Source organism: Mobiluncus holmesii ATCC 35242, from assembly GCF_000185445.1.
GTDB lineage: Bacteria > Actinomycetota > Actinomycetes > Actinomycetales > Actinomycetaceae > Mobiluncus > Mobiluncus curtisii.
Map to the genome: position 1 here is coordinate 2,084,905 of NZ_GL622346.1, position 6,071 is coordinate 2,090,975.

At 52.4% G+C, this 6,071-nt stretch carries 6 protein-coding genes and 1 tRNA gene; 4 read left to right on the forward strand and 3 right to left on the reverse strand.

What is annotated here, in order from left to right:
* Positions 1-30: 30 nt before the first annotated feature.
* Both HMPREF0576_RS08885 and HMPREF0576_RS08890 read left to right on the forward strand, forming a co-directional pair.
* A tRNA-Ala gene (locus HMPREF0576_RS08885) sits at positions 31-103 on the forward strand.
* A 205-nt stretch (positions 104-308) separates the two neighbouring features.
* Positions 309-752, forward strand: coding sequence for a GtrA family protein (locus HMPREF0576_RS08890; protein WP_004008030.1), 444 nt, complete (start codon positions 309-311; stop codon positions 750-752).
* Here HMPREF0576_RS08890 and HMPREF0576_RS08895 read toward each other — a convergent pair.
* From HMPREF0576_RS08895 to HMPREF0576_RS08905, 3 genes are all read right to left on the reverse strand, one after another.
* Positions 741-1,787 (reverse strand): NAD(P)-dependent alcohol dehydrogenase, encoded by a 1,047-nt coding sequence (locus tag HMPREF0576_RS08895; RefSeq protein WP_004011541.1) that lies wholly within the window; start codon positions 1,785-1,787, stop codon positions 741-743. The genes HMPREF0576_RS08890 and HMPREF0576_RS08895 overlap by 12 nt on opposite strands.
* A 181-nt stretch (positions 1,788-1,968) precedes the next feature.
* The gene (locus HMPREF0576_RS08900) at positions 1,969-2,619 is read right to left on the reverse strand and encodes a MarC family protein (RefSeq protein WP_004011542.1); all 651 of its coding nucleotides are present in this window, start codon (positions 2,617-2,619) and stop codon (positions 1,969-1,971) included.
* Entirely contained in the window at positions 2,616-3,488 is an 873-nt protein-coding gene (locus HMPREF0576_RS08905) for an undecaprenyl-diphosphate phosphatase (RefSeq protein ID WP_004011543.1), read from the reverse strand. The genes HMPREF0576_RS08900 and HMPREF0576_RS08905 overlap by 4 nt, the downstream gene beginning before the upstream one ends.
* 171 nt (positions 3,489-3,659) lie before the next feature.
* Between HMPREF0576_RS08905 and HMPREF0576_RS08910 the strand changes: the two genes are divergently transcribed.
* Together HMPREF0576_RS08910 and HMPREF0576_RS08915 are read left to right on the forward strand one after the other, a co-directional pair.
* Positions 3,660-4,643 (forward strand): ABC transporter ATP-binding protein, encoded by a 984-nt coding sequence (locus HMPREF0576_RS08910; protein ID WP_004011544.1) that lies wholly within the window; start codon positions 3,660-3,662, stop codon positions 4,641-4,643.
* Complete coding sequence (locus HMPREF0576_RS08915; protein WP_004011545.1) at positions 4,640-5,863, forward strand: ABC transporter permease; 1,224 nt, start codon at positions 4,640-4,642, stop codon at positions 5,861-5,863. The genes HMPREF0576_RS08910 and HMPREF0576_RS08915 overlap by 4 nt, the downstream gene beginning before the upstream one ends.
* Positions 5,864-6,071 lie beyond the last annotated feature (208 nt).

A 6,071-nucleotide genomic window follows, 5' to 3' on the forward strand; every position in this document is an offset into this window, starting at 1 on the left:
CTACTTCAACCGCTACAATCTATACGAACCGGGGCATTGGCGCAGTTGGTAGCGCGCAACGTTCGCAATGTTGAGGTCAGGGGTTCGAATCCCCTATGCTCCACCGAAAGGGTAAGATTGCAGTTCCCAGCGATTTTAGGGCTGGAAAATAGACTAAAAACCACCCATTTTGCGGTTTGTTGACCTGCGAAAGCCGTTCTATCCGTGGATATATCTGAAAGGACTCGACACCCCTAGCTTTACGACTGGAAGTTCAGAATTGAGCGAAGCCGGTTCCGATTCTAGTGTCGTAGACAATAGTCGAATGTATGGAAATGACCCCGTCACCCCAATCGCATTGTCTTCGGAAGAAACTCTGGCATCTGTGCAGACAAATCATCGGTTTCGGAATTGTGGGATTGCTGGCATTTTTTATCGACTACGCGCTTTTTGCCTTGCTGTATAAAATAGTCGGGATTCATTACCTCATTGCGGCAGTGATTTCTTTTTGTGTTTCCCTAGCCTTTAACTATGCGGCATCTATGCGCTATGTGTTTCGGCACAAGAGTGACATGACGCGCCGACGTGAGGTGGTACTGTTCTTCGTGGGTGCTGTCATTGGATTGGGCATCAACGAAATCATGCTCTACGTCGGCGACGTCGTGTTCTGTATTGAGCCGCTCATCACAAAAATCCTTGCCACCGTGGTGGTGGCAGCGTGGAACTTTGTGACGCGGAAAATCTTTTTGGACTCTCGTGAATCAGAAAGTTGACGTGTCGATCACGTAGCGATAGCGCACCTTGGAATTCACCACGTTATTCCAGGCTTCGTTAATTTTATTGCCACTGATGATTTCAATCTGGGGTGCAATGTCATGTTCTGCGCAGAAATTCAGGACTTCTTGAGTCTTGGCGATGCCTCCGATACTGGAACCAGCGATAATCTTTTGATCGTTGACGACACTGCGCATCAAGAATTGTTGCCTGTGCTCGGGCAGCCCGACTACAGCCACGACGCCTTCAGGCTTCACGCAACCAACTAGGTCATCAACTTCTACCCCATCGCTCAGTGTGGAGACGACCAGGTCGAATTGTCCAGCCATAGACTCCCAAGTGCCATCTTCACTGGTGGGGTGTAACTGTACTGCCCCGAAACGTATGGCGTCAGCCTCTTTGGCGCGAGTACGTGAAATGACGTGTGTCTCGGCTCCTAGAGCGGCAGAAATTTGGACCCCCATGTGCCCCAGACCGCCCATTCCCACAATGGCGACTTTCTTGCCGGGACCGGCGCCCCAGCGTGTTAAGGGTGAGTACAAGGTAATCCCTGCACACAAAATTGGTGCTGCCTTGTCCAACGGAATGGAATCCGGAATGTGGCAAATGTAGTCTTGTTCAACAGTGATTCCCTGTGAGTAGCCCCCGGCGGTAGGCAGTCCATCGCGTCCCACACAATTGTAAGTCCAGATAGTGCCTCCGTCGCTGCGGCAGAACTGTTCGCTGCCTGCTCGGCAAGTCTCACAATGCCCGCAGGAATCGACGAAGCAGCCCACTCCCACGCGGTCCCCGACCTTAAATTTTGTAACGTGTGTTCCAACCTTTGTCACAATCCCTGCAATTTCATGACCGGGTGTCAGCGGGTAGGTGACGGAACCCCATTCGCCACGACCGGTGTGAATGTCAGAGTGACAGACTCCGGCATATTTCACTTCAAAATAAACCTCGGTGGGACCGGGCTCCCGGCGTTCCAAGACTGTGGGGTGAAAAAGCTGATCGGGTCCATCCATTGCGTAGGCTTTTACTTGTGTCATTATGCTCCTCCTCAAATTCGGGCAAAGCCGCGAGAGTAGGGGACGCGCAGCCTTACCCAGATGTGTCGCTGCTTTCAGCTTAATCCAATTTCATTTTGCTGGGAAGGGGGCAGCTGAAACCAGGAAAAATTGTGAGAAAGAATATATACAAGACCTAGGTATAAATTGTTTGGATAACGCCTTAGAGAGTCTTGGCGACATCTTTGACCACCGAGATTACACCGCTAATCATCAGCTCCACCGCGATGGCTGCGAGCAGCATCCCAGCTAGTCGGGTCATTACCGCGACGCCCGAATTCCCCAAGAAATGAATAATCGGAGTTGCAAAATGCATAGCCAGCCAGGAGGCGAACATGACTGCGAAAGCTCCACTTGCCACCGCTATTACAGACAGAGGATGATGACCCGCATTTCCCATCGCAACCATCAGCGCCACTATTGACCCCGGTCCTGCTAACAGGGGAGTGCCCAGTGGGACAGCTGCAATGTTTAGGGAGCCTCCTTCTTCGCCGACAGTTCCTTCCGCTCCGGTCAGAAGCTGAAGAGCCACAATCAACAGCAGCAACCCGCCGGAAATCTGTAGAGCTGCGGGACTGATTCCCAACAGCCCGAACAGCTGAAAGCCAAAGAACCCGAATACGAACAGAATGACGATCGCCAACAAGTTAGCTTGCAAAGCCACAGTTTGACGCTGCTTCTTAGGGAGGTCTTTTGTCAGAGACATGAATACGGGGAGGTTCCCAAAAGGGTCGATGATTACAAACAAGGTCGTGAAGGTAGAGATGAACAACCCAAGTTCTGCGTTTAGCGATTCCACGGTACCTGCTTTCAATTCGCTGGAATAACGCCAGCAATCAGCAGCACCGCAATTAGCCCGCCGATGCACAGACGATAGATGATGAAAGAATTAAAGCTATGTTTCGAGACAAACTTCAACAGCCAAGCAATAGAAACATAGCCGATTACAAATGACATGACCAGCCCTAAAAGGGTGGGTGCCCAGCCTACGGTTTCCCCGATGGTGTCGAAATTGCTGATGCCCTCGAGAGTCCCAGCGGCGACCAAAGCCGGAATTCCCAGGAAAAAGGACAACCGGGTCGCTAGCACCCGGTCAAAGCCGAGGAACAGCCCTGCAGAAATTGTCGCCCCGGATCTCGAAACCCCAGGAATCAGCGATACACACTGCATTAAACCAATGAGTAACGCCTGAATTATGGTGGTTTGATTATCAGAATTGGTGTTTTGCCAGCTATGAGCGGGCTTCCTCGCCATTCGGCGAGCTGCATAGTGGTCGGCAGCGAACAGTACTGCTGACCAGACTACCAATCCTGCCGCTACGAACCACATGGAGCGCAAGCCTGTCTCTATAAAATCTTTAAACAGCAAGCCCACCACAGCAATCGGCACCGACCCAATGATGATGGCCCAGCCGAAACGGTAATCGGGATGGCGGCGGGCGGACTTGTGAAATACCCCCGTCACCCAAGCCTTAATGATGCGCCAAATATCGCTCCAAAAATAAAGTACTGCCGCCGCGATGGCGCCGATTTGAATGACCGCTGTGAAAGCGACCATTCCTACGTCATCGATTTGTTTACCCATCAGGTATTCAGCGATTGTGAGGTGTCCCGTTGAAGAGACCGGTAAGTATTCTGTAATGCCCTCGACGATACCGAGGATTAGCGCTTCCCACCATGACATGGGTTTTATCCTATACGCCACACCGGGAGACCTTGGCAAACGGAACCGGATGCGTGGGGGGGGCGGGTTCTTTCGACAGGGCAGCAGGAAATTTAACGGAATTGGATGCGAGGGAGGGAGAGAATATGTATTCTGAGAACAACGTAACAAAAATTGAGGGGGAAACTCTTGGTGCAAAACAGTAAGACTCTGTGTATTGAGGGCTTGCACAAATCTTTTGGAACGCGTGAAGTTTTACGAGGGGTTTCTATGAATGTGCAGCCTGGTCAGATTTTGGGTTTTGTGGGAGCCAACGGAGCCGGGAAAACCACAACCATGCGTATCGTGATGGGCATTACTGATCCGAATCAAGGACGGGTGACTTTCGGGGGCGAACCTATAGATGCCACGGCGCGGGCCTCAATCGGCTATATGCCGGAGGAACGCGGTCTGTATCCAAAGATGAAAGTTGGCGAGCAGCTGGAATATTTTGCCAGATTGCACGGTCAGAATCGAAGCATTGCACGCGAATCAACCCAGCGCTGGGTACAGCGTTTAGGAGTGTCCGAGCGGCTGAAAGATAATGTGGAAAAACTTTCCCTCGGCAACCAACAGCGCGTGCAGCTAGCGGCGGCGTTGGTTCACAATCCGGTGCTGCTGATTCTCGACGAACCGTTTTCGGGCTTGGATCCGCTGGCAGTAGATGTCATGAGTGGAGTTTTACAGGAGTATGCGGCACAAGGGGTGCCGGTCATTTTCTCGTCTCATCAGCTGTCCCTGGTGGAGTCGCTGTGTACGCACGTGTCGATTCTTTCAGGCGGCTCCATAGTTGCCTCGGGGGAGGTTGAAAAGTTGCGGAGAGAAGTGGGGACTCCGATGGTTCGGTTGTGCGGCGATGCAGCTGCCGTTGCGGCAGGGGCGGATGCTGCCCGAAAATTAAATCAATCGGTACAGTTTATTTCCGGCGGTTTGCTGGTGCCGGTTCTCTCAGACAGCCCTACGGCTCACGCCATACTGCAGGCCGCCGTTGAGACGGGGAGTGTCACCGAATTTGTCCCGGTAATCCCCTCTCTGGCGGAAATCTTCCGCAGCGCTGTGGAAGAAAGCGAACCAAAATCCGGGGTAACCGAGACGGTCAGCACCGAGATTGAGGATGTGAAAGGTGGTCAGCAATGAAACAAATCATGATTATCGCCGGGCGCGAGTTCTCGGTGCGAATGAAATCCAAATCCACCATTATCTCTACCATTGTGGTGGTGCTGGTGGTGTTAGTAGCAGGGGGATTGGCAAATTTCTTTCACCTCTCCGAAGCGGACACCGAGAAAATCGGCGTAACCACCCAAACCCAAAGTTACGCACCGGCCTTTGAACCCGAGGCGAATCCCTTTCTGAATACAGCTTCCCCGATGGGACCAGCGTATGAGGTAAAGGGATACGCCGACGACCAGGAATTGGAACAGGCGGTACAAAACAAAGAGATTAGCCTGGGGATTGGCGGTACTGCGGATAAGCCAGTGGTGTTTAGCGATGGACCGGCTTCTCCTACGGCGATGTTGATGATTAATGCCACCGCGCAAAGCGTCATGTTGAGCTCGTATATTGGGAATCTGGGTGGAAGTTTCCAGGAAATCGCTCAGAAAATGCAACAGGTGCAGGTCGAGGTGAAAGACGTCTCAGAGTCCGAGGCTAGCGGGGATGACTTTAACTTCGCGGCTTACCTGGTGGTAATGGTGCTCATTACTCTGCTATTTGGCCTCGTCATGGCGTCGGGACAGCTGGTGGCTAACGGTGTCGTGGAAGAAAAATCCTCACGAATAGTGGAAATTCTGGTTTCGACAGTGACGCCTATGCAGCTCCTCATCGGCAAGATTCTGGGCATCACACTATTAGGAGCCCTGCAAATCGTAATCATGGGCTCAGCTGGACTGGTGGCCTTGTTAATTTCCGGCCTGGCCAGCGGAATCCGGATTGACCTGGCCAGTTTCTCTGGCTGGTACATAGTGTGGTTTATCTTGGGCTTAGCGACCTATATGGTGCTATTCGCCGGGGCGGGGGCACTGGCATCGCGTCAAGAAGATGTTGGCCAGTCCACCCTTCCGCTCATTTTGCTGCAGATGGGCGGGTTCTACGCCGCCATTTTCTCGCTCCTTACGCCCGGAAGCGTCTTCATCAAAGTGGTCTCGTTAATCCCGTTCCTCAACTGCTACGCGATGCCGGCACGTCAGCTTGCCTCCTCCACCGTGGAGTGGTGGGAGCCTTGGCTTTCTGTGCTGATAAACCTGGCGATTCTCCCCTTCTTGCTATGGCTGGGGGCGCGACTGTATCGAGGAGGAATCCTGGCTACAGGCGCACGAATGAAACTGACGGATGCTTTGCGCCAAAAAGCCGCTTTGTAAAACCGTTGGAAACACAGGGAAAATAGCGCATGTGCAACTTCGATTTGACACTGTGTAGAAAACCTACTAAGTTATATATCCGTTGCGCTTGAGACTGACAAAGTCGAAAGGGCAGCGACTCGGACCTGATGGTAAAGCTACGGGATGAACCGCGAGAGGATTTCTGTGCTCTAAAATCGGGTTCCCCGGTGCGAGGGGGACTTCGCGC